The 25,413-nt window shown below is 31.2% G+C and carries 27 protein-coding genes and 1 pseudogene; 20 read left to right on the forward strand and 8 right to left on the reverse strand.

Annotation, left to right across the window (positions count from 1 at the left end; translation table 11 throughout):
* Positions 1-6 precede the first annotated feature (6 nt).
* Positions 7-1,401 carry a Fe-S cluster assembly protein SufB gene (gene sufB, locus H9L18_RS05905; protein WP_126791921.1) on the forward strand — a complete coding sequence of 465 codons (1,395 nt, stop codon included), beginning with the start codon at positions 7-9 and terminating at the stop codon, positions 1,399-1,401.
* Positions 1,402-1,486: 85 nt separating this feature from the next.
* Here sufB and H9L18_RS05910 read toward each other — a convergent pair whose 3' ends face one another.
* On the reverse strand, positions 1,487-2,110 hold the full coding sequence (locus H9L18_RS05910; protein WP_187559361.1) for an ADP-ribosyltransferase: 624 nt from the start codon (positions 2,108-2,110) through the stop codon (positions 1,487-1,489).
* A gap of 364 nt (positions 2,111-2,474) precedes the next feature.
* On the opposite strand from H9L18_RS05910, the gene H9L18_RS05915 reads away from it, so the two are divergent.
* Positions 2,475-4,223: an ATP-dependent nuclease gene (locus H9L18_RS05915; protein WP_126791917.1), complete on the forward strand. Its 1,749-nt coding sequence runs from the start codon at positions 2,475-2,477 to the stop codon at positions 4,221-4,223.
* Positions 4,224-4,707: 484 nt separating this feature from the next.
* On the opposite strand, the gene H9L18_RS05920 is transcribed toward H9L18_RS05915, so the two are convergent.
* Complete coding sequence (locus tag H9L18_RS05920; protein WP_126791915.1) at positions 4,708-5,850, reverse strand: MFS transporter; 1,143 nt, start codon at positions 5,848-5,850, stop codon at positions 4,708-4,710.
* A gap of 117 nt (positions 5,851-5,967) precedes the next feature.
* On the opposite strand from H9L18_RS05920, the gene H9L18_RS15495 reads away from it, so the two are divergent.
* Positions 5,968-6,837: a LysR family transcriptional regulator gene (locus H9L18_RS15495; protein WP_126791913.1), complete on the forward strand. Its 870-nt coding sequence runs from the start codon at positions 5,968-5,970 to the stop codon at positions 6,835-6,837.
* A 321-nt stretch (positions 6,838-7,158) separates the two neighbouring features.
* Here H9L18_RS15495 and H9L18_RS05930 read toward each other — a convergent pair whose 3' ends face one another.
* On the reverse strand, positions 7,159-7,446 hold the full coding sequence (locus H9L18_RS05930) for a hypothetical protein (protein ID WP_126791911.1): 288 nt from the start codon (positions 7,444-7,446) through the stop codon (positions 7,159-7,161).
* 1 nt (position 7,447) lies between these two features.
* The gene (locus tag H9L18_RS05935) at positions 7,448-8,419 is read right to left on the reverse strand and encodes an exonuclease domain-containing protein (protein ID WP_126791909.1); all 972 of its coding nucleotides are present in this window, start codon (positions 8,417-8,419) and stop codon (positions 7,448-7,450) included.
* 287 nt (positions 8,420-8,706) lie between these two features.
* Between H9L18_RS05935 and H9L18_RS05940 the strand changes: the two genes are divergently transcribed.
* Positions 8,707-9,555, forward strand: a complete 849-nt coding sequence (locus H9L18_RS05940; RefSeq protein ID WP_126791907.1) for a metallophosphoesterase family protein — start codon at positions 8,707-8,709, stop codon at positions 9,553-9,555.
* A 49-nt stretch (positions 9,556-9,604) separates the two neighbouring features.
* Here the strand turns inward: H9L18_RS05940 and H9L18_RS05945 are convergent, their stop codons facing one another.
* Both H9L18_RS05945 and H9L18_RS05950 read right to left on the reverse strand, forming a co-directional pair.
* Positions 9,605-10,129 carry a hypothetical protein gene (locus H9L18_RS05945; RefSeq protein ID WP_126791905.1) on the reverse strand — a complete coding sequence of 175 codons (525 nt, stop codon included), beginning with the start codon at positions 10,127-10,129 and terminating at the stop codon, positions 9,605-9,607.
* A gap of 1 nt (position 10,130) precedes the next feature.
* Entirely contained in the window at positions 10,131-10,400 is a 270-nt protein-coding gene (locus H9L18_RS05950) for a MerR family transcriptional regulator (protein ID WP_126791903.1), read from the reverse strand.
* A 676-nt stretch (positions 10,401-11,076) separates the two neighbouring features.
* Between H9L18_RS05950 and H9L18_RS15395 the strand changes: the two are divergent.
* The 14 genes and pseudogenes from H9L18_RS15395 to H9L18_RS06020 all read left to right on the forward strand — a co-directional run.
* Positions 11,077-11,732 (forward strand): annotated as a pseudogene (locus tag H9L18_RS15395) (MucBP domain-containing protein); the annotation flags it as partial.
* Entirely contained in the window at positions 11,721-12,020 is a 300-nt protein-coding gene (locus tag H9L18_RS15500) for an LPXTG cell wall anchor domain-containing protein (protein ID WP_185847408.1), read from the forward strand. The pseudogene H9L18_RS15395 and the gene H9L18_RS15500, both read left to right, overlap by 12 nt.
* A gap of 140 nt (positions 12,021-12,160) precedes the next feature.
* Positions 12,161-12,619, forward strand: coding sequence for a hypothetical protein (locus H9L18_RS05965; protein WP_126791896.1), 459 nt, complete (start codon positions 12,161-12,163; stop codon positions 12,617-12,619).
* On the forward strand, positions 12,616-13,860 hold the full coding sequence (locus H9L18_RS05970; RefSeq protein ID WP_126791894.1) for a hypothetical protein: 1,245 nt from the start codon (positions 12,616-12,618) through the stop codon (positions 13,858-13,860). The genes H9L18_RS05965 and H9L18_RS05970 overlap by 4 nt, the downstream gene beginning before the upstream one ends.
* 245 nt (positions 13,861-14,105) lie before the next feature.
* Positions 14,106-14,831: an SDR family NAD(P)-dependent oxidoreductase gene (locus H9L18_RS05975; RefSeq protein ID WP_126791892.1), complete on the forward strand. Its 726-nt coding sequence runs from the start codon at positions 14,106-14,108 to the stop codon at positions 14,829-14,831.
* Between the two features lie 139 nt (positions 14,832-14,970).
* Entirely contained in the window at positions 14,971-15,399 is a 429-nt protein-coding gene (locus H9L18_RS05980; protein ID WP_126791889.1) for a hypothetical protein, read from the forward strand.
* Positions 15,399-16,646: a coiled-coil domain-containing protein gene (locus H9L18_RS05985; RefSeq protein WP_126791887.1), complete on the forward strand. Its 1,248-nt coding sequence runs from the start codon at positions 15,399-15,401 to the stop codon at positions 16,644-16,646. Before H9L18_RS05980 ends, H9L18_RS05985 begins: the two co-directional genes overlap by 1 nt.
* A 182-nt stretch (positions 16,647-16,828) precedes the next feature.
* A complete protein-coding gene (locus H9L18_RS05990; protein ID WP_126791885.1) occupies positions 16,829-17,137 on the forward strand; it encodes a hypothetical protein in 309 nt (102 codons plus the stop codon).
* Positions 17,138-17,337: 200 nt separating this feature from the next.
* Positions 17,338-17,934, forward strand: a complete 597-nt coding sequence (locus tag H9L18_RS05995) for a hypothetical protein (protein ID WP_126791883.1) — start codon at positions 17,338-17,340, stop codon at positions 17,932-17,934.
* Between the two features lie 144 nt (positions 17,935-18,078).
* A complete protein-coding gene (locus tag H9L18_RS06000; RefSeq protein WP_185847407.1) occupies positions 18,079-18,645 on the forward strand; it encodes a helix-turn-helix domain-containing protein in 567 nt (188 codons plus the stop codon).
* 10 nt (positions 18,646-18,655) lie between these two features.
* Positions 18,656-19,840 carry an MFS transporter gene (locus H9L18_RS06005; protein WP_126791878.1) on the forward strand — a complete coding sequence of 395 codons (1,185 nt, stop codon included), beginning with the start codon at positions 18,656-18,658 and terminating at the stop codon, positions 19,838-19,840.
* A 64-nt stretch (positions 19,841-19,904) separates the two neighbouring features.
* A complete protein-coding gene (locus tag H9L18_RS06010) occupies positions 19,905-20,402 on the forward strand; it encodes a GNAT family N-acetyltransferase (RefSeq protein ID WP_126791876.1) in 498 nt (165 codons plus the stop codon).
* 136 nt (positions 20,403-20,538) lie between these two features.
* A complete protein-coding gene (locus H9L18_RS06015) occupies positions 20,539-21,036 on the forward strand; it encodes a GNAT family N-acetyltransferase (RefSeq protein WP_185847406.1) in 498 nt (165 codons plus the stop codon).
* Between the two features lie 20 nt (positions 21,037-21,056).
* Positions 21,057-21,362 carry a hypothetical protein gene (locus H9L18_RS06020; RefSeq protein ID WP_126791871.1) on the forward strand — a complete coding sequence of 102 codons (306 nt, stop codon included), beginning with the start codon at positions 21,057-21,059 and terminating at the stop codon, positions 21,360-21,362.
* A gap of 30 nt (positions 21,363-21,392) precedes the next feature.
* Here the strand turns inward: H9L18_RS06020 and H9L18_RS06025 are convergent, their stop codons facing one another.
* Together H9L18_RS06025 and thiD are read right to left on the reverse strand one after the other, a co-directional pair.
* On the reverse strand, positions 21,393-21,965 hold the full coding sequence (locus H9L18_RS06025; RefSeq protein ID WP_246433315.1) for an ECF transporter S component: 573 nt from the start codon (positions 21,963-21,965) through the stop codon (positions 21,393-21,395).
* Positions 21,952-22,794 (reverse strand): bifunctional hydroxymethylpyrimidine kinase/phosphomethylpyrimidine kinase, encoded by an 843-nt coding sequence (gene thiD, locus H9L18_RS06030; RefSeq protein WP_126791869.1) that lies wholly within the window; start codon positions 22,792-22,794, stop codon positions 21,952-21,954. Before thiD ends, H9L18_RS06025 begins: the two co-directional genes overlap by 14 nt.
* A 119-nt stretch (positions 22,795-22,913) precedes the next feature.
* On the opposite strand from thiD, the gene H9L18_RS06035 reads away from it, so the two are divergent.
* Positions 22,914-24,347 (forward strand): aminotransferase-like domain-containing protein, encoded by a 1,434-nt coding sequence (locus tag H9L18_RS06035; RefSeq protein WP_126791867.1) that lies wholly within the window; start codon positions 22,914-22,916, stop codon positions 24,345-24,347.
* A gap of 56 nt (positions 24,348-24,403) precedes the next feature.
* A complete protein-coding gene (locus H9L18_RS06040) occupies positions 24,404-25,351 on the forward strand; it encodes an NADP-dependent oxidoreductase (RefSeq protein WP_126791865.1) in 948 nt (315 codons plus the stop codon).
* The last annotated feature ends 62 nt before the right edge of the window (positions 25,352-25,413 follow it).

Below are 25,413 nucleotides of genomic sequence, written 5' to 3' on the forward strand. Positions count from 1 at the left end.
CTAAAAATGAGTGAAGTACCAGAGTTAGAAGAATATAAATTTGGTTTTCATGATGATGTTAAACCAATCTTCAGTACAGGAGAAGGATTAACAGAGGATGTTGTTAGAGAGATTTCAGCTCAAAAAGATGAACCGGAATGGATGCTAGAATTCCGTTTGAAATCATTAGAAGCCTTTAACAAAATGCCAATGCAAAAATGGGGACCAGATTTATCAGATATTGATTTTGGAAAAATTAAATATTACCAAAAACCAAGTGATAAACCAGCTCGTGACTGGGATGATGTACCAGATAAAATCAAAGAAACCTTTGAGCGAATCGGTATTCCAGAAGCAGAAAGAAAATACTTAGCTGGAGCGTCAGCACAGTATGAATCAGAAGTGGTTTACCACAATATGAAAGATGAATTTTCAAAATTAGGAATCGTCTTTACTGATACAGACACAGCTTTAAAAGAGTATCCAGAAATATTCAAACAATATTTCTCAACATTAGTGCCACCAACAGATAATAAATTAGCGGCATTAAACTCAGCTGTTTGGTCAGGTGGAACATTTATCTATGTACCAAAAGGGGTACGAGTAGATGTGCCACTACAAACTTATTTCCGTATTAACGCGGAAAACACAGGACAATTTGAAAGAACACTAATCGTAGTAGACGAAGGAGCTAGCGTACATTACGTTGAAGGATGTACAGCACCAACTTACTCAAGTAACAGTCTTCATGCAGCGATTGTTGAAATCTTTACATTAAAAGATGCTTATTGTCGTTATACAACCATCCAAAACTGGTCTGACAACGTTTATAACTTAGTTACAAAACGTGCCAGAGCAGAACAAGGAGCGACAATTGAGTGGATCGATGGTAACTTAGGTGCTAAGACTACCATGAAATACCCAAGTGTTTACCTTGAAGGAGAAGGCGCTCGTGGAACAATGCTATCAGTGGCATTTGCAGGAGCTAACCAAATTCAAGATACAGGTGCTAAAATGATTCATAACGCACCAAACACATCAAGTTCAATCGTCTCAAAATCAATCTCAAAAGATGGCGGTGAAGTGAACTACCGTGGACAAGTAACATTTGCTAAAAATAGCCCAGGATCAATCTCCCACATTGAGTGTGATACGATTATCATGGATGAATTATCGAAAAGTGATACGATACCATTTAACGAAATTCATAATAGCCATGTGGCACTTGAACACGAAGCAAAAGTATCAAAAATCTCAGAAGAACAATTGTATTATCTAATGAGTCGTGGCTTAAGTGAAGAAGAAGCGACAGAGATGATTGTTATGGGATTTGTGGAACCATTTACGAAAGAACTTCCAATGGAGTATGCTGTTGAGCTTAATAGGCTTATCAGTTATGAGATGGAAGGCAGTGTGGGATAACACTAATAGATAAGCTAGAAACGTTATTATATCATTGTTTCTAGCTTTTTTGTTTGCCTTCATTTAAGGAATGCTATCTAAAAAACTATCTATTTGTTAGATGACAATCAAGAACCGAGATAGTAAAATCGTCATCTGAAGGTGTAGTAATCTTTATTTCATAAATTTTTCCTAACGGATACAATTTAGAGCCTTTTTGGAAAGTGAATTCCTGTTCGTAATAATGTTCATAATTACCAGGAGAAGTTTCAGTTCCCATTAGGTGAGTATAAGCTCCTTGAGAACCTTTATCAGCAAATATTTTAAGTAAGCACGTATTATCTTCATTGGGTTTGCTTCTAATATTAGTTAATGAAGTACTCATGAATCCTTTATCAATAAAAGGCTTATCTTTTCTACAAGTCTCAATATTCTTTAAAGTGTTACAATCTAGATAACGATAAAAAATGATATTTTCATTTAGCTTTGGAGCATTAGCAATTTGTCTACTCATAATTTTTGCTAAGTATTTAACGTTTATATTTTTATCTTTTTTTCCAAAACGAAGATAACTATTGATATGCTGATAGCGTTCTCCAAGATATTGATTAATAATATCTTTTGGGGAATCGTAATCCCTTTTTTTATCGATTTTCTTACAAATTTTGAAAAGTATATATTTTTTATTTTTAATTTTATTGCTCCAATTACTATATAATCGATCCCCCACTCTCTTCCTTCCTCTACTGATTTGAACTGTTTGTATTTTTCCATAAAAACTCCTTTAGAATCCTAAATATTGAGCTAGTTTTTCGCTAGTATTTTCTGCTTGTTGTAGTGTTACGTGGCTGTATATATTCATAGTTGTTTTAACATCTTTATGACCTAAACGTTTTTGTACCTCATTTATAGTTATGGATAGGTTACACTTAGTTGAACAGAATTTTTTATTTGTAGCCTTAAATGATAAGATATAAATGTGAATAAATAGACTATCTAAAAAATCTTGGTTAATGTAAAATAAGATACATATATGTTACCATAAAGAACTATTTAGGGGTAAGTGTAAAAAGAAAGGGTAGTGATGACAAGGTATGAAATTAGAAAAATTAATTGTACATAATTTTAGAGGTTTAAAAGGGAATGAAAATAAGATTAGTTTTGATAAATCAAATATCATTTTTTTAATAGGAAAAAATAATAATGGAAAATCAACATTTTTACATGCATATGATTTTTTTGTATCACCTAAAAAGAGAGCTACTATAGAAGATTTCAGTGATTTTAATACAACAGAGAAAATCGAAATAGAGGGGATATTTATTTCCGAGCCTGATGATTCCAAAGATAAAGACTTATCTAAAGGAGAACCTTCCTGGATTGAAAATTGGGTTGATAAGAATAATAGAATATCTATAAAGAAGACATGGTCAAATATTAATGAAGAGGGTAAGAAGCAGACATACAGTCCTAAAGAAGGGCAGTACATTGAGGGGGGATTTGGAGGATTTGATACATTATTAAAAAAATATGCTCCTAGTGCAATAATGATTAATGCAGTTACTTCTAGCGAAGATTTAGAGAAATTAATAAATGATATAATCACTAAAAATCATATAAAAAAATTAGAGACAGAATATTCAGAGGATTATGATAACATTATAACTAGCTTAGAAAATTTAAAGGGTAAGATTTCAAATGCTGAGGATATAACAAAAATTAATAGTGATATGACAAATTTTTTTAAGAAAACATTTCCTGAATATAGTTTGAAAATAGCACCTATTCAGGACTCAGGTGTGGATATTACTAAAACATTAAAGTCTACTCATGGTATAAAAGTAGGTAAAAGTGATAATAACAAATCTCAAAATAGTGCTGAGAATATAGTTAGTGATTATAATGACGAAAACTTTCATAGTTTAGATAAAAATGGACATGGAATTATGAGGCAAGCTTTTTTTAGTTTTTTATCAACATATGGAGCAGAAATAAAAAAAGAAGAGAAAGAGTATCTTATTTTATTTGAAGAGCCAGAATTATACTTGCATCCTTCAGCGATTTTTTCATTAAGAGATCAATTATATGAATTGGCAGAAAATAGTCCGTATCAGATTATGTGTGCTACTCATTCTCCGTTAATGATAGATACATCTAAAACACATTCATCTTTAATTAGATTAGAGAAAGAAAGACAAAATAGCATTACCAAGACTAGACAAGTAGATTTTGATTTATATACTTCTGAAGAGAAAGATTATTTGCAAATGATGAATAGATTTAATCCTCATATATGTGAAAGTTTTTTTGCAGATGAAGTAATCTTAGTTGAAGGAGATACTGAAGCTATAATTTATAGGGAATTAATCAAAAAATTTTACTCGGACTACAGGGAAGTTTTTGTTTTAAATACAGGATCTAAATCAAACATGGTTTTTTATCAAAAAATATTAACTCATTTTGGAATAAAACATGTTGTAGTTCATGATGTTGATAGCAAAACTGTAAAAATTAATAAAGGAAAAGAGACTGAAAGAGAGCAAACAAATGCCATGTGGACTTATAATCAAAAAATATGGGATCAAATAGTAACCTCCAATACAGAAATTAAAGGTATTTCAAGAAGATTTGTACATAATCGAAACTTTGAAGACGCACATGATTACAAGTATGATTTTAAAAAAGGAAAACCATTAAGTGCATTTGAGTTTGCAAAACAAATAGAAAGAGATTCTAAAATACCGAGTATAAGATTCTTGGATGATTTTTTTGGTGAAGGAATAATAAATTTTAGCCCAGAAGATATAGAAGAAATTATTCGAGAAAAAGATACAGAAGAATAGGAGATAAGTAGATTTATATGTTTGAGATAATATAGTTAAGTATATTCAATATAATATAATTTAATTTATATTGATAAAAATTTGATATAAAAACTTTATAATTTTATTGAAAAATATTTAGTAAGAATAGAAAATTTAGAAGCATTTGTTGGGTAATGGAATAATAAGTGTTAGAATATTGTCAAATCAATTTTTCTAATGTTCTATTTTTCCATTAAAATATTGCTGTTTATTTTAATACTTATCAAAGTACTTGATTGATAATTGTGATTACATTTAAGGATGTTGAACGATCTAAAAAGATGAAAATTGTTTGGGTTCACTATTGTTATGCTAAGTTCATTTGGTTTAAAAATTAAAAAAAACTTCTAAAAAATACAATAAAAATTGTAAAAGATGAATTATCAAAAAATTTATTGTCTAGTTCTTTAGTAATCCATACCCAAAAAGCCAACGGATCATCTCTAAATCTGTTGGCTTTATTTTATTTAGATGTTTGCACTGAAAAAATAAATCTAACGGGACCAATCATCAACAAAACAAATAAAAGAACTAATAGCCAAGCTAAGTTAAAGGAGTGACTAGTTTGGGTAAAAACACCAAAGAGTAGCGGACCAAGTGAACCTGCCATGAATCCTCCTGATTGCATGAAGGCAGATAAACTAATGGCTTCTTCAGATGTTTTAGCAGTTAATAGTGGCAACGTTAAAGCAAGTGGAAACAATCCACCGGCTCCTAAAGCTAGGAAAATAACAAATATCCAAGGTGAAACGTGTAGTAAAAGTAAAATTAGTCCAATTAATTCAGATAATCCACAACCAATCAAAAGATTTTTAGTTTTCTGATTAGTTCCAACTAGGCGTGGAATAATAAAGCTGACAGGCAGCTGAATAAGAGTAAATAAGCTAAGTAAGAGTCCAGATTGAACTTTTGAAAAACCAATAGTTTGGACATAAGGAGCTAACCAAGCTGTTAAAGAATAAAAAATAGCTGCCATCAGTGAGAAGAAAATCATTAACCACCAGTTTTTAGAAGCAGTTCCTGTTTTGTTATTTGACATAACATTAATAGGTGCTGTTTCTTTTTTTAGTAGAGGAAGTAACAGAATAGCTGCCCCTAAAGCGAATAAACTCCAAAAGCTAAGAGCAATCTGCCAAGAATTATTAAATTTTTGATATAAAGGTTGGGCAAATGTAGAAGCTATAGCTGCTCCTGCGACCATGGCGCTAGAATAAAAACTCATTAAACTGGGTTCATTAGGAAAATATTTTTTAATCAATCCAATAGTTAGCGGTCCTGCAATGCCAATACCAATCCCTGCTAAAAGAGCTGTTAAAATTAGTGTAAAAGCATTTGTCACAAATAACCGGCTAATTAAAGCGATGAAAATAGCTATTAAAGAAATAGCTAAAGCCCATTCAACACCAAATTTTCTACTTAGAAAAAGTGCTAATAAAGATGTAGCTCCCATAAAAAAGACTGGTAAAGTTGTCAGTAAACTGGCACTAATATTTCCCATTTGTAAATCCTCTTTTATAACGGTTAATAAAGGTCCAACTGCTGTAATAGCAGGCCTTAAGTTTAGTGAAAGTGCGAAGACTAAAATAATAAAATATCGTTTGTTCATTGTAAAAACCTCATTTCTTAAATCATAATCGTAGTATAAAGTAGCAATTATGATAAAACCATACTATTATAATGATAAAAACAATAGGTTTATCCTATAGTTAATGGAGTTGATAATATGGAATTAAGGCAAATTAATTATTTTTTAGTTTTAGCAGAAGAACTTCATTTTTCAGAAGCAGCTTTTAGATTAGGGATTAGTCAACCTAGTTTAAGTCAACAGATTAAAAATTTAGAAGATGAGATTGGTTTACCTCTTTTTGATCGAATTGGAAAGAAAAATAGTTTAACACTAGCTGGTCGCTTACTTAAAAATTATGGAACTGAGATGACTCAGGTTTTGACTAATTTACAAGGGGAATTAGCTGATTTAAAAGAAGAGAAAACAGGGGAAATACGAGTAGCCATGTTACCATCCGATTTAGATTATCGAATGGGAGAATTGATTGCTAAATTTCATGAGACTTATCCAGATATTAAACTGAAGATTATTGCATCCGTAGAGATTGAGCAGAAACTGCTTCGAAATGAAGTTGACTTTGCGTTAGGGATTAGACAAGAAAATATGGATAAAATTATTCAAAAGAATATTTTTACAGAAACTTATGATTTATTTGTATCAAGCAGATTAAAAAAGGAGCTACCAGAAAAGATAAAGATTGAAGACATTATCAAGTTACCTTTAATTATATTTCCTTCAGGCTATTACGGAAGAGAGTTATTGGTAGAGTGGTCTAAGAAAAAGGATATTAGACTGAATCCAATAGTAGAAATCAGTTCTCCTATGGCACAATTTCAATTAGTTGAAAAAGAGGTGGGAGTCATTATTCAACCTCATCAGCTCAAAAGTAATTTGGAACATTTAGAAATTGAGGGAATTGAAATCGTTGATCCGCCAACTCGTGAAGTTGTGATAAGTTATTTAAAAGATAAGTATTTAACAGAACCAATGTTAGCTTTTATAGATGAATTGAGTTATTTGTTTTAAAGATAAATTTATCGAAATAAGTAAAGTGTTATGATTAGATTTAAATATTAACTAAAAGAAGTGATTTTATTGAAAAATCGGAAAGTGAGTTAGAAAAAGAGACAATAAAACTGTTCAATTCAGATGAACTGAGATTAGATGATTTCCGTATATTTTCTTCTGTGGAGGAGCGTTTTTTATCTTTTACTGTAACTCTTTCCATTTTTATTTATTATGAAAAATAGGTCTAATGAATTAGAATAAATTCATTAGACCTAAAAAATTATAGAGCTTGTTAAAACAGTTTTTTTTTAACTTTTATTAGATGATATTTGTACATCTCTAGTCAACCAGATATTTTTTCACATCAAAATCTTCAGTAATAAAATTTCTAACAGGAACTTCTTTCATACGCTTTACATAGTTAAAAAATAGTATTTCATTATCGAGAATATCATCATAAGATTTTATTTTATTTGATTTTATTAATTGAACATCGTGAATAAAAAAATAATCATCTGATTTTTGTCGGGTTAATCTGACTGCATCGCCTATTAAAATATTTTGAAAAATATCTTTTTGTTCAATTAACCAATACTCATTAGAGCTAGTTTTTATTTTCTGTACCATATTAATTTTCTCCAATCATACGTAAAAAATCTTCTTCTGATATTTTTTTTATATCAAAACCGTCATTAATTAATTCTTCAAATTTTATCTCTTTTCTACTTCTCTTTCCATCAGTTAGATTCTTAGCTATTTGAGGGGAGCAGATTAAGTAATCGACTTTTTTAGACATCCCTTTGACTACTCTACCACCTCTAGACGTAATATAAGATTCTAATGTAGTGCGTCCCATTTTTATTGCACCTGTATAGCAAAAAGTATAGCCATTTAAAGTGTCTTTAATTGATAGGGAATGAATTTTTTTGGCAAAGTTTTTATTTCTAAAATTTTCAAAAATGATAGCAGTGGTTCTACTATCATCAAGAGCATTGTGGCTTTTAGCTTCAATCCCGTAGTAATTTTTAAGAGTTTCTAATTTATAGTTATCAATTTCTAAAGGCAATGTTGAAGAAAAATCGTATGTGTCAACTGCAACTTTAGATCTTAAGTCAATATCAGCCCATTTTTTGATACGAGGTAATTCAAAAGAAGTAATGTTATGACCAATTAAAGGTAAATCATCAATAAAATCAATAAATTGAGACATAACAATATTTAGCGAAGGAGCGCCAATTAAATCGTCATTAGTAATACCAGTAAGGTAGCTTATTGGAGTGGATATCTCTTTACCATCACTGTCAATAAATGATGAAAAGTAATCGACTTCTTTCGAATTTTGGTATTTAACTGCAGCAATTTGTATCATCTTGTCAGAGTATGCAAGTCCAGTTGTTTCAATATCAAATGAAATATAATCAGTGGGTAAATTATCTTGAGTATATAAACTAGTTGGAACACGTTTTATATGAGAATAATCAGCGACAATTCGATAGATAAGTTCATATTTATGTTTTTCCGATAAATTACTATTATTCAAAATGTCAGATATATATTTATCTTTTAAGATATAGTTAGTCGTTTCTTCATAGGTTGCCATTTCATACTCCTCCAATACGTAATAATTTATTTTTATCCATTAATTACAGTATAGACTATTAAGTCAGGAACTAAAACAGTTGATATATATATTGATGCGATAAAAACAAATAAATTTCTTTAATGAGTTTTTTTATTCTCTTAATTATTAGTTTAAAAATGAATAATTTTAATTGCTATAAAATATTAAGACATTAAAAATTACACTAGCTTATAATTTTATTTTTTATGGTTCCACAAATTTCAATTATGGTATAATTTATTAAAACCAGTCTGGAGTGTAAATTAATGAATACAAGAATTGCTCTGTTTTCAGATATACATGGAAATACAACGGCGTTTGATGCAGTTATTGCGGATTCCAAAAAAGAAAATATTGACAAATATTGGATTCTAGGAGATGTGATCATGCATGATAGTGGTTCAACTGAGATTTTTGATCGAATCTATGACCTGAATCCTACTGTTTGGGTTAAGGGAAATTGGGATGATTTATTCCTTTATATCTATTCAAAGAAAGAAATTGATATGAATGATCCTTCTGATGTGTTTATTGCAAAATTAGGAATAGATTTACTTTCAAAAATGAGTGAGAAGAATATAAATGACTTGGAGAATCTACCTCTAAATATGACTAGAACTATTAACGGTTTGACTATCAGCGTCTCTCATAATTTACCCAATAAAAATTATGGTAGAGATTTACTTCCAACTGAAAAACAAGAAAACTTTGATGCTTTATTTGAATCACCTGGTATTGATATGGCTATCTATGGTCATATTCATCATCAAATGTTGAAATATAGTAGTTCTGAGCAATTAATTATCAACCCAGGATCTGTTGGTTATCCTTTTTGTTTCAATAAAAATCTGAGGAAAAAAGGTTATTCTCAGTATGCCATTTTAGAAATAAACTCAGAAGGAGTCCCTCAAGTCAATTTCAAACAAGTTGAATATGATGTGGATCAAGAAATTGAAACAGCTATAAATTCAGAGCTTCCTTATATTGATGTTTATAAGAAGCTTTTAGAAGAAGGAACGTCCAAAGTCCACGATAATGATTTTTTGAAAGAAATCGAGCTTAGACACAATTATCGTACTGAGGTACTTGATTACATAAACTGTAAAAATAATTAAATTAAACAAGCAACGAAAATACCATGATTTTCGTTGCTTGTTTTTTTATTTATTCAAAGAAGATAGTAACAAAATATTGATAGTCTTCTATTTGTTTAGAGGCGAAGTAAAATTCAAAGCGAATGTAGACATGTTCAAAATTTAGTTTCTCTCGTTGCTCGATGCAAAAATCAAAAATCTCATGATACGTTCCTAATTTTTGAGCAGATTGGTAAGTTCCCTTTAAATGTTTCAAATGAACCTGATTATCTAATTTTTCAAGATTATTAAGTGAGATACCCTCAGCAGACATTTGTAATGTATTCTCTTGTACTTCTAATAACGACCATTGATTAACATGAAAGGGATGAGAATATATTTTAAAAGGATTCTCTACGTTAAGAAATGTCTTGGTTGAAAAAGTGTACAATTCAATATCTATTTCTTGCTCGAAAAGTCTGTTCTTGAATTCTCTTGGTTGTAATAAGTAGGTTTCAATTTCTTTAATTTTATCGATTAATCTTGATGTTGTATTTTTAAGTAATTCTAGTTCTTCAATTTTTTTAGTGATTTCATCATATTGATTTTCAAACAAATTACGATAATTGATAAATTGTTTTTTTTGAAACGATATCGGCTAATTGTTTTAGAGGAATACCGATTGATTTTCCTGTTTGGATAAAATCAATTGTATCTAATTGTCTAGGTGAATAGTACCGATAGCCAGTATCTGTGACTAAAGCAGGTTTTAAAAGGTCGATTTTGTCGTAATATCTTAATGTATCTATAGAAATATCATAGAGTTTACTGACGTCCCCAATTTTAATCAAATTATCTTCTACAAGTTCATCGATTAAGTAGTCCAAATAATCTCTCTTTTATGCTTGACTCTAGAGTTGCTCCATACTTTATATTATAAATGATATTGAGTTAAATGAACATGGTTACTGATAATAATCGTGGAGAAGGAGAGAATAAAAAATGAAAATTAAGTTAAAAATATTTTTGGTTTTATTGATGAGTTTTATAGGCGGCGCCGTAAGTGCGGAGGCTACTTCAACTGAAAAAGAATTTACTGTAAACCAGTGGGCTACGAATTTATACTATACTGAATCAGGAGTCCTTGCTGGCATGCATAGATCGTCGTTTCCTCCTGAAGACTTCTTGATAACAAAAGAGTCACCTACTTGGAGTAGTCTGACAGATGAAAAGTTACGTGATAAACCACTGGATTGGATACTGAAAAGCTCGAATTATACTTATTGGGGTTATTCAATTTTATATCAAGATCAGACTACTGAATTTTTTAATGAAACTAGTTTTACTTATGAATCTTTAAGTTCTCTAGAATTAGAAAGGGGAAAAGAAATTAGACGGGTTGATGTAATGTATGGTGATACAGGATCTATAACAATTAACTATAATTTGATTAAACCAGACGGATCCAAAGAACTTTTAAAGTCTGATTATAGCTATGGTTTATTTAGTGCCAATCTCCCTAGCAAAATCGAATTAATTGGTCAATCTACTGACCTTGATCCTATGGTAGAAAACTATATCATTGTCTCTCAAGACGAAGAAGCACCATTTTATTATGAGAAAAACAAAGATAAAGTGATAAATATTGATTTAAGAAATCCTCAGTATACGATTCATTTTACAGATGAAGTAGGAAATAAAATTCGTGAGAGTGAAAAAATATCTGCAGAAGTTGGGTCTGATTTTAACTATGTTGCCCCTGCAATAGAAGGATACTTAGTGAGTAATAATGAATCTATAAATGACGTCTATTCAAAAGAAGATAAAGAATTTACAATTGTTTATCGTAAAAAAGAGAAGCCAGTAGAAAAAGGAAAAGTAACAGTAAACTACGAAGACGAATCAGGGAAAAGACTAAGTGAATCAACGATTCTGACAGGTAAATTAGGGGAAAGTTACAAGTCAGACTCAAAAGAAATAACTGGATATAAATTGATAGATACCAGAGGAACAGAAGAGGGAATATTTAAACAAGCAGAAGCCGTCGTTACTTATGTCTATCAAAAAGAAGAACCTTTAATTGAGACTGGAAAAGTAACAATAAACTACGAAGATAAAACAGGAAATCCGATAAGTGAATCAGTGATTTTGACCGGAAAACTAGGGAAAGTTACAAGTCAGAGTCCAAAGAAATAGCTGGATATAAATTGATAGATACAAATGGAGCAACTGAGGGAATTTACAAAAAAGAAGAACAAGCCATTACTTACGTTTATAAGAAAAATAAGGGAGCCGATATTACAAAAGAAATAAATAAAAAAAGTAAACCTGTAAGTGAAAAGGCGTCAAAAACAACAACTACTTCACCAGAGCTACCTAAAACAGGCGAAAATAATACGAAGAATATCATTTTTTCAATGGTTGGTTTGATCGAAGTAGGGAGTTTGATCTTTCTAATTAAAAAAGAGAATCAGAAAGACATTTACAATAAGTTGAAGATAAAGTAAAAAAATTTAAAACTAGACTAAAAATACCTAAAAATATTTTTAGTCTTTTTATTTACTAGTCTAATCAACACTTATCCTCTTGTATCCACCTCAATAAAAAGCTATCATATGTTTATATAACAAACGTTAGGGGAGTTGAAATGAAGGATTTTCAAGAGTTTTCTGCTTTGTATCAAAAGCAAAAACAATACAAGGTTAAGGTTGTTGGTTTAACGTTTTTTTTATTAATCCTCGTCACAGTATTTGTTTTAATAAACACACGTCGAATTAATCCATTTATGCTATATGTTGTAGCCATGGGAGTGGTTATTTTTTATGCTGTCAAAACAAGAAAAGTTAGCCCAAATTATGATTTATTGCTCACTTTTGTGAAGAAGAATAAGCCTGAACTATTAAAAGAGAAAGAATTACTCTTTTTTATTGACTACAAGTTGGATAAACGTTACGAAAAAGACCCAGAACGATTAGTTAAACAACTAAAATCACCTAAGCAAAAAAAACAAATGTTAAAGAAAATCAAAGAACAAGAATCCAAATTTAAATCATTAACAGACCCTAAAAAGCATTCGAAGAAAAAAAGGAGACAAGCTGCCAAATGAAATTAAAACAAACAATTTTGAGTATAGCTGTCACTTTTTTATCAGTTGGGGCTGTTACGACAACTGTAGATAGTAGTAAATATCAGCAAATTGAAGAGCTCCAAGCAAAGCAAGAAGTTAAGATTAAAAAAGCTATTACCTCAGAGTTTATTACTCCAAAAGAGAGGCAAATTCTCAATACGGATATGGCAAATTTTAGACGAGCAGAAAAAACAGAATCCAGAAAAAAATTGCTTGATTTGATTGATAAAGAAAAAGAAAATATCAAAAAAATTGAAAAAAATCTGGTTAAAACTGAGGCTGAAACAGCTAAAAAAGAATTATCTGAATTAAAGAATCAATACACAACATTAGAAGTTCAAAGTAAAGAGGCTTTTGTGTTTAAAGATGACAAAAGTAAAGTAGTTGAAATTAAGAAAGAGATTGATAAGCTGCCTAAGAATATTAAAAAAGTTCAGCCAATCCGTTCAATATCATTTAAAATTGGCGAGCTCTCTGCTTCTATTAGAAAAATCCAAATAGAAGCTAAATCAGCAACTGACAAATTAAAAGAACTTAATAATCAATCAGAAGAGTTAAGTGAAAAGAATTATTTAGGCTCTGCTGATAGAGATACATTAGAGAAAGATAGAGAAAAAAATAATCAGTTGATTAAAAATTCAGATAGCATTTCAACGATAGAAACTCGCGAAAAAGAATCAAAAGAGTTGATTGATAAACTCTCTAAAAAATCTGATGAAACAGAAAAAGATTTTAAAGAAAACGAAGAAGATGCACGTAAACTATCCAAATCTATTAATACGTTGTTAGAAGAAGGTGAGCTTCATTCTGATGAGAAAGAAGAACTAAGTAAACTTTCTAAAACATTGACTAAATCCTTAGACTTAACGGAATACAAACCGGGAGACTTAGGTAAAAACTATTCAACTCAAAAAGAAACTTATGATAAATATGAGAAAAATAACTTAGATAGAAAAGCTGAGAAAAAGAAAAAAGAGGAAGAGGAAAAAGCAGCCAAGGAAAAAGTAAAAAAAGAAGAAGAAGAAAAGAAAAAACGTAAAGAAGAAGCTTCTTCTAATTCAGTGGAGTGGCATAAAGCTCCTGCTGGGAAAAGGTTTTTAGATAAAGAAAGTCAATTGACTTATAAACAAGTGAAAAATCCTAGTAACTTTGAGGAAATTTCTGAGGAAGAAGCAGCTAAATATAAGCCAGGCCACGGTAATCGTTCGGCTAAACAATAAACGAAAAAGATTTAGGATATTTATATATGATATCCTAAATTTTTGTGCTTATTCCTTTTAATTACCCCAAATGACATACGACAAATTTTCTGATTTCATGACAAATCTGGCGTAAATTTATAAATTTGTCGTATCTAAAAATAGGCTTTTTAGTAAGTTCTTATTCTCTAATCTTTAAGTTAGTTCTAGCATATTCTGCTGTGATAAAATCAAATAGTACTTAACATACTAAGAGGAGGCAGTTTATGTCTAAAACATATATTATTTTTGGAGCAAGTAGAGGTCTTGGGGATGCTTTTGCTCAAGGGTTACCAGAAAAAGGAGATAAGGTTTATCTGTTATCTAGAAGTTTACCTCGTTCAATCGATTTACTTGATGATGGGGTCGAACGCATTTGGTTACAAACAGATTTATCTGACTACAAACAAGCAAACATCCTAAAAGAAAAATTGAAGGAAGAAGTAATTGATGTCATTATTTATAACGTGGGCATTTGGGAGAAAAGAGGGTTTGAAGATGATTATGACTTTGAACAAGATGCTCCAGAAGACATAGCTCATTTGATTCAAACGAATGTAGCATCTCCAATTGTCTTTTTGCAAAGCTTATTACCACATATTAAGCAGGCGGACAATGGTAAAATTATTTTAATTGGATCGACAGATGGTTTAGAAAATAATCAGTCAACACAAGTTTCTTTTGTGGCATCTAAATTTAGTATACGTGGTATAGCTCATGCTTTAAGAGAGCATTTACGTGAAGAGAACGTGTCTGTTACTTGTGTGAATCTAGGGAATTTGGCAGCTGAGATTCCTTATGAAAAAGGGGCTAAAGTAGCGCTTGAAACATACGATAGTGAACGAATTCCGGTTCAAGATATGGTTAATATTGTTAAAACAGTTTTATCGTTATCACAAGCAACAGCGATAAAAGAAATTAATGTGCCAGCTATGAAGGATATGAATGTATAGTTTAATAAAAGAGTTAAAGCTTAAAACATAACTTAGTGTTTTAAGCTTTTTTTGATGAAATACTTGAATAGATTAACTTGTAAGAAAGCTTTGAAGACGCTATCATATAATTAAATAACTAATGTTAGGAGATTAGTAAATGGAAAAGTATGGGGATGTTGTATCACTTTATGAGGATCAAAAATTACATGAGAAGAAGACGATTATTTTTTCTGCCATTTTAATCGTTAGTGCAGGTCTTTTTGTTAGGGCAGATATTATCCGAATTAGTCCACTGTTGGTATTTGAATTAACAATGAGTATTGCTATTTTTTATGCAGTTAAGAAGAAAAGGATTAGCAAAAATTACGATAAGTTATATCATTTTTTAAAGAAAACCAGACCTGAAGATTTCAAAAACAAAGAGTTAATGTTTTATATGGATTATCAACTCAATCAACAGTTTGCGGAAAATCCGGAACAATTAGTCAGTTATTTAAAATCAAAAGAAGTAGCTCCAGAGTTCTTAGAAATGCTAGACAAGCTAAAATCATCTTATGACTTGCTTGTTAAAGAAGGTGATAACTAATGAAATTAAGACAAACTTTATTAGGAATTATTCTTTCATTTTCAACTGTTGGAATCATAGCAACATCTGCTGATAGCCAAGCTTACCAAGAAGTGTTTGATCAACAGAAAAAACAAGAGGTTAAAGTGAAAACTGCTCTTGATTCAGAATTTATATCAACTAAAGATGAAGCTACTTTAAAACAAGATTTAAAATCATTTGAAAAAGCTAAGAGTAAGGAAACTAGAAAAGAATTAACTAAAAGAATTGAACAAGAAGACGCAGTACTTAAAACAGTTCAAACCAATTTAGTTGTTGAAGAATCAAAAGTTGCCCAAAAAGAACATACTGATTTATCAGAAGATGTAGCTAAGCTATCTAAAAAAGCAAAAGAACCATTCATTCTAAATGCGGATAAGGAAAAGTTAAAAGATTTTGAAACAAAATTAAGTGATTTAGAGTCATCCAAGAAAGTTAAACCAGTTAGACAAACAGCTAAACAGGTGCAAGCTTTATCTTTAACGATTCACTCTAACCAAAAAGAAGCAAAAGGTATTTCGGCTGATTTAAAGAATTTAAACAAACAATCTGATGAATTGAGTAAAAAGAAATTTTTACTTGAAGCAGACGAAAAAGAGTTAGAAAAAGATAGAAAAGAAAACAGTCAATTTTTTAAACATGCTGAAAGTTTAGAAAAAATTCAAAAACGTAAAACTGAGTCATCTGAGTTAGTAAGTAGCATTTCAACTAAACGTGAAAAAACAGAAACAGATTTCAAAGATAATGAAACTAAGACACGTGAATTAGTTACTTCTATTGATAAACTTATTGGTGAAGGTAAATTAACATCAAAAGAAAAAGAGAACTTAACGACTCATCTAGATAAAATGAATCAATCATTAGCTTTGAAAAATTATAATCCAGGTGATTTAGGAGAACACTATGATTCTCATAAAAACGATTACGATGAGTATTTAAAAAATAGTGATAAGAAAATAGCAGAGGAAAAAGCTAGAGCTGAAAAAGAAGCCGCTGAACAGCCAAAACGTGCTGAAGAAGAAGCAAGACAAGCAACAGAAAATGCGCAAAAGGAATCAAGCGTTACATCAGACGGATGGCATCAAGCGCCAGCAGGACAAAAATATTTGAAAAGAAGCAGCGGGCTAACTTATGGGCAAGTTAAAAACCCAGGTAACTTTAGTTTGATTACTGATTCTGAAGCCGCAAATTACCGACCGGGTCATGGGAATGGTTCAGCCAAACAATAAGTAAATATTCCTATTAGAAAGGATTGACTAAGTAATGGATGATTTACATGTATTCATTATTTGAGCGTATTTGCTTTTTTGTTAAAGTGAATTAAAACGAAAAATTTGTCAGAAATTATTGAATGCGCTATCATTCTATTAGGCAATCGATAGTTTAAAATGACTGGAAATGAGGGAAATAGATGTTAACTAATCAAGAGATGCAAAAAGAATTAAAAAAAGTAGATAAAAAACTAGAAGGAACTTTTAGAGAGGTTTGTCCAACTAGAAAACGTGGAATGGTTGAACTAAATAAACGAGATATTGAAAGCAGAATGAATCTTTTAGATAAGGAAGAAGAATTATCCAAAGAGGAAAATGCGTATCTAAACGCACTTAAAGATACAAGAATGGCGCTCAGTTCTGCAACAAAAGATAATATTGATATTTCAATTTTTGAAGCAAAAACAAAATTAAGTATTGGGATGTATGACTTAAAAAATTTTAGTTAATCAGAGTATAAAAATATATTTTAATGAAATTCTAATTATTTGTAACTGTAAAAAGCTTCTGTTTGGTAACTTTAATTATTTTTAAAATAACAATATGAAGGAAGTTTAGTAACAAATGAAAAACTTCACTATTTTGAATTGTTTAAACAAAATATTAGCTTATAATAAGTTTAAATAATTTTTATCAGGAGGAAAAAGCTATGTTAGTATCTAAAAAGAAGTATCAACACTTACAAATGATGAAGAATAAAGACGAAATTGAGTACAGGTGTATTATTTCAGAAATGCGTCAAGCAGCAAGAGAAGAAAGAGAATTAGTAGCTAAAGAACTAGTTGAAGATGAAGCATTGCTTAAGCTTAATGAAGATTTGGAATGTAATGATCTTTGTGTGTTGGGTATAGAAAGAAACGAAATTGGGGATTTTGTAGCTGTAACGATAAAAAGAAATGACAAGTTAAGTATAATATCATTATTTAGTTTAAAAAATAACAACAAAGAAGACTTATGTGCACGTCCGAGTGTTGAAGTAACTTCAAATCTATTAAATAGAGAATTAAAAATCGAAGATACACATTTAATCGAAATCTTAGATAGAAATGGTAGTGGAAATGGAACTATCTTACTAGATTATTTGAAAAAAGAAGCTAAAAGAAATCGATTCATTTCAATTAACGGTAGTCTAGGAAATGTAAATCAAAAAAATTATAATGATGTAGAGAAATTTTATGAGAATAATGATTTTGATGTTTCTCTCAGTAAAGATCAAACATCAGGAAGCATTAAATTTATTCTTTAAAGAGTCAAAAGGATATAGTATCTCTTAAAAAAAGATACTATGTTCTTTTTTTATTCATCTTGTTAAATATAATTAATTTTATTAAATATATTTACTTAATTGATAGATTCTGTTAGCATGGCGGTGAGAGGAGAGAGACCTAATATGATGAATTTAACTAATATATCCAATAAAGTTTTAACTTATCGTCAATTAAATCAATTAACGATTGCTCAAATGTCCGAGAGAACAGGACTTAGCACGGCTTTAATTAGTCAAATTGAACGAAATTTGGCTAATCCGACTTTATCTGTTTTAGAAACGCTAGCTAAAACACTAGGCATGTCTTTATCTGAGTTACTTGCTGAGGATGTAGATGAAGAGTCTCTTGTTTTACGGGTATCAGAGCGAAAAAAAAATTATTATACTGAATTAGATAAAAAAAGTTTTTTCCATATTTTAACGCCAGAACCGATGAAATCTAACATTAGGCTTGCATTGGTTCATGTTGAACCTTTCAGTGAAACCTTAAATGGTGATTTTTTCTCCCATAAAATTGATGAAATTGTTTTTATTTTATCTGGAACGATCACAACGATTTATGAATATTCTCAAATTGAACTTTACCCGGGAGACACATTAAGGATTCCTGCAAATAAAAAGCATCGTTATACGAATCAGTCTGCTGAACCGGTTGAAATGATAACAATTAAATCAAACCGAAATTTTTAAAAGAAAGAAGATGACAATCAAAAAAATGGAAACAGAAGTTAATTCAAATTATCGCTATCTTTTGATGTTAGGACACATGTTTACAGATATTAATCAAGGGGCATTACCTGCGATTATTCCTTTTTTAATTCTAGAACAACATTTAAGTTACGCTTCAGCAGCCACTCTTGTTTTAGCAGCTAATTTGGTTTCCTCATTTATTCAACCACTAGTTGGCTACATTGGAGATAAAGAGGCTCGACCTTGGTTTATGGCGTTAGGTATTTTCTTAGCCGGCTTAGGTATTGCCTTACTTGGATATAGTCCGAATTACGCAATGAGCTGTTTGTTTGCTTCAATTTCAGGAGTTGGAGTAGCCTTATTTCATCCAGAAGGTGGCAAGGTTGCTAATTACGTGGCAGGAAGTAATAAAGGAAGTGGGATGAGTATTTTTGCTGTTGGAGGTAATTTAGGTTTTGCTCTAGGACCAATTATTACTTCTTTTGCACTTTCAATTTGGGGAATTAAAGGAACGGCTGTTTTAATTATTCCAGCTTTAATAATGTCTCTTGTTATGTTTAGTTTTAATGGAAAATTAAAAGCATTAACACCTGATAAATTAGAAGCTAGTATTTCTGATGCAATAGCGCCTAAAAAAGAAGATGATTGGAAGTCATTCTCTAAAGTTACTAGCCTTGTTTTTTGTCGTTCTATTTTACTCTACGCACTAGTAACGTTTATTCCTCTATTCTTTATTGGAAAATTTGCAGTAACTGAATCTGTCGCTAATATTAATCTAACGATTTATTCTTTAGTAGGTGTAGCTGCGACTCTTCTTGGAGGGAGATTAGCTGACTCACTTGGACTAAGTAAATCAATTAAACTTGGATTCATTTTATTACCACCACTTATTTTTTTAATGCTAAATATGAATCAACAGTTCTTAACGAGTGCTTTAATTGTCCCAATTAGCTTTGCTATGAACTGTTCATATGGCTCATTGATTGCGTTAGGTCAAACATTTGTTCCAAATCGAATTGGTTTAGCATCAGGTATTTCATTAGGATTGTCGGTGAGTGTCGGTGGATTATTTGCTCCAGTCATTGGTTTAATTGGGGATAAATATGGTCTAATGATTGGCATGTACGTTATTTTAGCTTTCTCAATTTTAGCCTTTTTCTTAACATTTCTAATGCCCAAAGAGGATGGATTCTAATGAATCTGTCTTCTATTTTTAGTATACTAAAAGAAAGCGCTTAACAAATTAAGGAGGTTAAAAAGTGTTTACAACAGAACGAATAAAAGTGGTAGAAGCAACTAAAGAAGACATTGATGTAATTATTGCGATTGAATCTCATAAAGAGAATCGGGATTATTTGTGGATAGGAACTTATGAAGAACATGAAGCTGAAATAAATGATCCTAATCATGTCTTATGGTTATTTAAAGAAAAAGAGACTGAGAGAATTGTTGGTTATGCACTAGCTCGTTTAGATATGATTTCTGGCATTTTCGAATTACGGCGAATTGCGATAACTGTCAAACATAAAGGCTATGGTAGAGAAGTGATGGAAGGCATGATACGTTATGTTTTTGAGGTTTTAAAGATGAACCGATTCTGGTTAGATGTCTATCCTGATAACGAGATAGGGATTAAGTTATATGAGTCTTTGGGAATGAAAAAAGAAGGCGTTTTAAGACAACATTATAAATCAGAAAGAGGCTTTTTAGATCAAATTATTTATTCTTTATTAAAATCAGATTATCTGGAAAAATAACTTGTCAATCATTGAACATGTGTTAGGCATGCTTCCTATTCCAACTAAGAATAGTTATTTTGTTGCATATATTTTGTTTGTTTGTTGAAAAGACGCTATACTTTTAATTAGATAATTTAATCAAGGGAGAAATATGATGGAAACAAACCGTTTATTATTAACCCAAGCAACACCAGAAGACATCGAAACAATAATGACATTTGAACAAGATCCAGATAATCGAAAATTTGTTTTTAGGGGAACTTATGAAGAGCATCTTCGTGAGATTGATGATCCTAATGTGGGGATTTATGTTGTGAGAAAAAAAGAATCACAACAAGCAATAGGCTTTTTAATTTACGATTTGGATCTAGAATCAGAACGTTTTGAATTACGACGTGTGGCAATCTCTGAAAAAAATCAAGGATTTGGACGTGAGCTATTTAACCGAGTTTTTAAACATGCCTTTGAAGAACTTCATATGAATAAATTATGGCTAGATGTTTATCATGATAATGAGGTTGGAATTCATTTTTATGAAAGTTTAGGGATGGTTAGAGAAGGTGTCTTACGTCAGAATCATAAAGAAGACCGGGGAATGATGGATCAAATTATCTATTCAGTCTTAAAAGACGAGTATTTTGAGAAAAAATAAAGATAAGGGATGGTAACAATATGAAAACAGATAAAGAAATGCAAACAGATTTAAAGAATATTCTCAAGCGCTTGGATGGATCAGTCCATGAAATGTGTTCTACAAGAAGACGTGCGATGATTGATGCTGCTAAAAGAGATGTCGATAAATCTTTAAAAGGAATGGAAACAGTCACAGTTGAATCAGAGGCAGAGGAAATTTATTCAGGCACCTTAGCAGATGTGAAAGAAACGCTAACATCTTTATCTAAAGATAATATTGATTTAAGAGTGGATGAAGCAAGAACACAATTAAATATGGGATTCTACGGAATTAAAGATTTGTAAAAATAAAAAAGGCTGATTTTCAGCCTTTTTTTATTTCTTTAACATTTTATTAGTTAAACTTGATACTGGTTTATAAAGCATTGTCACAATAATAACAGCAGCAATTGCATTAATAACGGTTATATATAAAGCACTTACACTAGCAGCTGTCGCAACACCTAAAGTAGTTCCCATAAATAGAGAGACTACTAAATTTTTAAGAAATGTCATAGCGATTTTTGCGATAGCAGCAAAAACCATAATCATTGGAATAAACCAAGCTTTGTCCTTGAATCGTTTAAATTGAATATAAGCAAGGGCTAAAGCACCACCAACTACAAAACTTTCTAAAACAAAGTAAGGTGCTTCAGCAGCAAAGCCATTTAATACATCAAAAATAGCAAAACCAATACCACCAGCAAGAGAACCCTTAACAAATCCTAAAGTTAGGACAGCTAAACATAGAATAGGTAAACCAAAATGGAAAAATGGATTACCAATTAAAGCAGGCAAAGGAACACGAATACTTGTCCCAACTACCGTTAAGGCAGAAAATAATCCCATTAAGACAATTTCTGATAAAGCCCATTTATTTGTGTTCATTTCAATATTATTTGTTTTCATTATTACCCTCTCCTTTTGTCATTCTTTCTTCAGCATTAAGATAAGCTCCATGCCAAACGTAACCTGTAAAACTATTTAAATACAAACCGTTTTGAATACTACTAGTGACATAATTTTTTGCTAATTGAACAGCTTCAAAAGTAGATAATCCTTTTCCTAAGCCAGCTGTAATGGCAGCTGCAAAGGAACAACCGGCACCATGGTTTGTTTTTGTTTCGATTTTTTCTTCATGGATAAATTCAAAAGATTCCCCGTCGTAAAATAAGTCAGTGGCCATCTCACCTGGAAAACGAGCTCCACCCTTTATCACAACTGACTGCGGGCCTAAATCATAAATTTTTTTAGCCGCTTCTTTTAGCTGTTCTTTTGTTTCAATAACTTCCATATTAGCTAAAATCCTTGCTTCAACTAAATTGGGCGTCACGATATCAGCTAGTGGAACCAATCGCTTTATCATAGCTTCAACTAACTCAGGTTGTAAAACGTTATCATTTACTTTTACAGCCATAACAGGATCTAAAACAACGTGTGGTTGCTTATTCATTTTAAGAAACTTCTCAATGACATCTATGACTTCAATACTTCCAAGTAAACCTATTTTAACAGCATCTACTGGGCCACCTGAAAAGGCTGTTTGCACTTGCTTTTCCAAAACATCAATCGGAATTGGAAAAATATCTGGTAATTGTGTACCAGGATCAACCGTTAAAATACTAGTGATTGAACTAAGACCAAATGTTCCGTATTCTTCAAATGTTTTTAAATCCGCTTGGATACCTGCGCCTCCTCCTGCGTCAGAACCAGCTATCGTCAAAATTTTTTTAATCATCAACAACACCTCTACTCATCTAATAAATTTAGTTTAGCATGTTAAATAATTTTTCCTACATCCAATTATTTGAAATTGGACCCATCCACTTTGTGTTATAATCAAAGTGAGGTGAGAAGATGGATATTAGAATTGATAAAAGACGAAAAGTTCCGTTGTATAGGCAAATCATGAATCAAATTATGAGTTTAGTTAATGAAAACAAATTACTAAAAGGAGATAAACTACCCTCTGAACGCGTATTAGCTACTCAATTAAATGTTAATCGAAGTACAATAGTTCGAGCTTATGATGAATTGTATGCACAAGGTTTTGTTGAAAGAAGACCAAACAGCGGCACATTTATACTGGGGGAATCCTCAGATTCTTTTTCAGGAAATCCATTTTTTGTGAGAAAGAAAAAAACGGAAAAAGATCCTTATGTTTTGGATTTGGAAAAAATGATCAAACAAAATAATACCAGATTAATTAATGCTTATACAGGTGAGCTTCCTTATGAATTGATTCCCAATATCAGTCTACCAAGTTTTCACTGGAAAGAATTTTTGCAAGAAGATGTTTCAACTTTAGGTTATCTACCATTGAGAAAAACCATCCAATCTTTAATGTCTAACATGTATGATTATCACCCAAAAGAAGAAGAGGTTATGCTAACAGCTGGCGGACAGCAAAGTTTGGTTTTACTGATGCAAGCTTTATTGAAGCCTGGAGACGTTGTTGCTATTGAAGATCCATCTTTTTTTTATGGCATGTCTTTATTTGAATCAATGGCGATAAAAGTGGTTAAAATACCAGTTGATCAAAACGGATTAAGTGTAGATGCTTTGGAAGAAGTATTACAGGTTGAGAGTATCCAATTGTTACTAACGAATCCCAATTTTCAAAATCCAACGGGAAGTTCAATGTCTTTAGAAAGAAGAAAACAATTAGTTAAAGTCTGTCGGAAATACCGAATTCCTATTGTTGAGGATGATGTGTTTGGTCAGTTATCCTACCAAGTTCCTAATCCATTGCCACTTTTAAAAAAATTAGCTCCAGAAACGGTTATTTATCTTGGTTCAGTTTCAAAAATGCTTGGAAAAAGAATGCAATTAGGTTGGATTGATGCGCCCAAATTAGTGCTTGATGAAGTGATTAAGGTAAGAGATGAGTATGAAAGTGAGTTAAGTGTGTTTCCTCAAGTCTTAGCGACACATGTGTTACAAGATAGAACCTTTAATAATCAACTTAACGATTTGAGGAATCATCTAAAAGAAAATAGTCGATACTTAGCAAAGGAATTAAAATCTCAACTAGGAACAAAAGTTACGTATCATTTACCAAAAGGAGGCTATTATGCTTGGTTAACTTATTCAGAACAGGTGTTAACTAGGAAAGATTGGGAGCAATTTTTAGACAATCAAGTAGCTGTTTATCCTAGCTTTTTAAATACGGAAAATGCTCAAAGTTGCCGATTAAATTTAGCTAGGCTGTCTAAAGAACAATTATCCTTTTTTGTTGGTAGATTAAAATTAATTTTAGAGAGCATTGAAAAGGATAAACAAGTTGATTGAATAAATAACCAACCTTACTTATACTTAATATATATAATTTATAGGGAGTGGATACGATGGTAGTTGGAAAGAAATTTGGCTTTGAACATTACGGTGATGTAGATGTTTTTGAAGAAAAAGAAGCGACTTTTGAATTAACAGACAAAAAGAATGCTCTTATTAAAGTAGAGCGCGCAAGTGTTAATCCCATTGATATTACAACTCGAAAAGGATTGTTGGCAAAAGGAAAGCCACTTGAACGATTTAGAGTACTTGGAAATGAAGTCCAAGGTGAAATTATTGAGTTATCTGATCCGGATTCTCAATTTTCAGTAGGGGATAAAGTAATTGCTTTAGTTCCTAGTGGCGGAGATGCAGAGTATTTAGCAGTTGCTCAAAAGAATGTTTTTAAAATTCCATCCAATATGTCCCTTGATGTAGCAGCAACTTTTCCTATGGTGGCAGAAACAGCACTTTGGACTCTAGATTCTCACTTTTATGAGCTAAAAGAAGGAGATGTTTTAGCGATTGTTGGTGCATCAGGTAGTGTAGGAAGTGTTGCACTTCAATTAGCTCGAGCCAAAAATATAACCATTATAGCAGTTGGTAGTAAAAGAAATGAAGCCTATTTGAAAGAATTAGGAGCAGATATAACGGTTGATTATCGAAACGAGGAAGAGATAGCTGCTCATAAAAATAGTGCAGATTATGTTATTAATGCTTCTTTATTTAATCAAGGAGAAGATGTTGCTGTAGATCTAGTAAAAGAAAATGGAACAATTCTAGGATTAAATGGCGCGGCTGATACATCAAGTAAGCCAGAAGTTAACTCTTTATTTTTACAAAGAACGAAAGAGATGACTAACCAAGCAGCTATCCCTCAATTAATGGCTCACTATGAAAAGAAACCTATTCAAGTTAAAATTGGACATCATTTATCCTTAAGCTTAGAAGGAATTAAGGAAGCCCATCGATTGTTTGAAGACCAAAAAGGAACTGGCAAAATTATACTGGTTAAAGAGTAATTGAAAAATAAATAGAGTTCCTAATAATCGAAAAAAAGACGATTATCAGGAACTCTATTTTT

It is taken from the genome of Vagococcus carniphilus (assembly GCF_014397115.1).
In the GTDB taxonomy this organism is placed as follows: domain Bacteria; phylum Bacillota; class Bacilli; order Lactobacillales; family Vagococcaceae; genus Vagococcus; species Vagococcus carniphilus.